The following is a 283-nucleotide window of genomic DNA, read 5'->3' as shown; positions in this document are numbered from 1 at the left end:
CGGCGTGATCCAGCTCGCGCGCTTCATCGCTGCCTCGAAACCGACGTCTCCCGTGAGCGAGCCATCCGGCAGGCGATTGATGCCGACATCGATCACCACCGCGCCGGGCTTGATCCACTCGCCCGGTACCAGGCCCGGCTTGCCCACCGCGACCACCACGAGATCCGCCGCCTCGACATGCTGGCGCAGGGTGTCGCGCGGGGTGAAGCGATGACAGCAGACGGTGGTGCAGCCGGCGATCAGCAGCTCCAGCGCCATCGGTCGGCCGACATGATTCGACACC

General features: G+C 68.2%; 1 pseudogene. It reads right to left on the bottom strand.

Annotated features, from left to right (window positions below):
* Positions 1 to 283 (bottom strand): annotated as a pseudogene (locus tag FLQ44_RS07785) (bifunctional methylenetetrahydrofolate dehydrogenase/methenyltetrahydrofolate cyclohydrolase); the annotation flags it as partial.

This window comes from Vogesella mureinivorans (assembly GCF_007644035.1).
Taxonomy (GTDB): domain Bacteria; phylum Pseudomonadota; class Gammaproteobacteria; order Burkholderiales; family Chromobacteriaceae; genus Vogesella; species Vogesella mureinivorans.
This window is presented reverse-complemented; position numbering and strand designations above follow the sequence as displayed.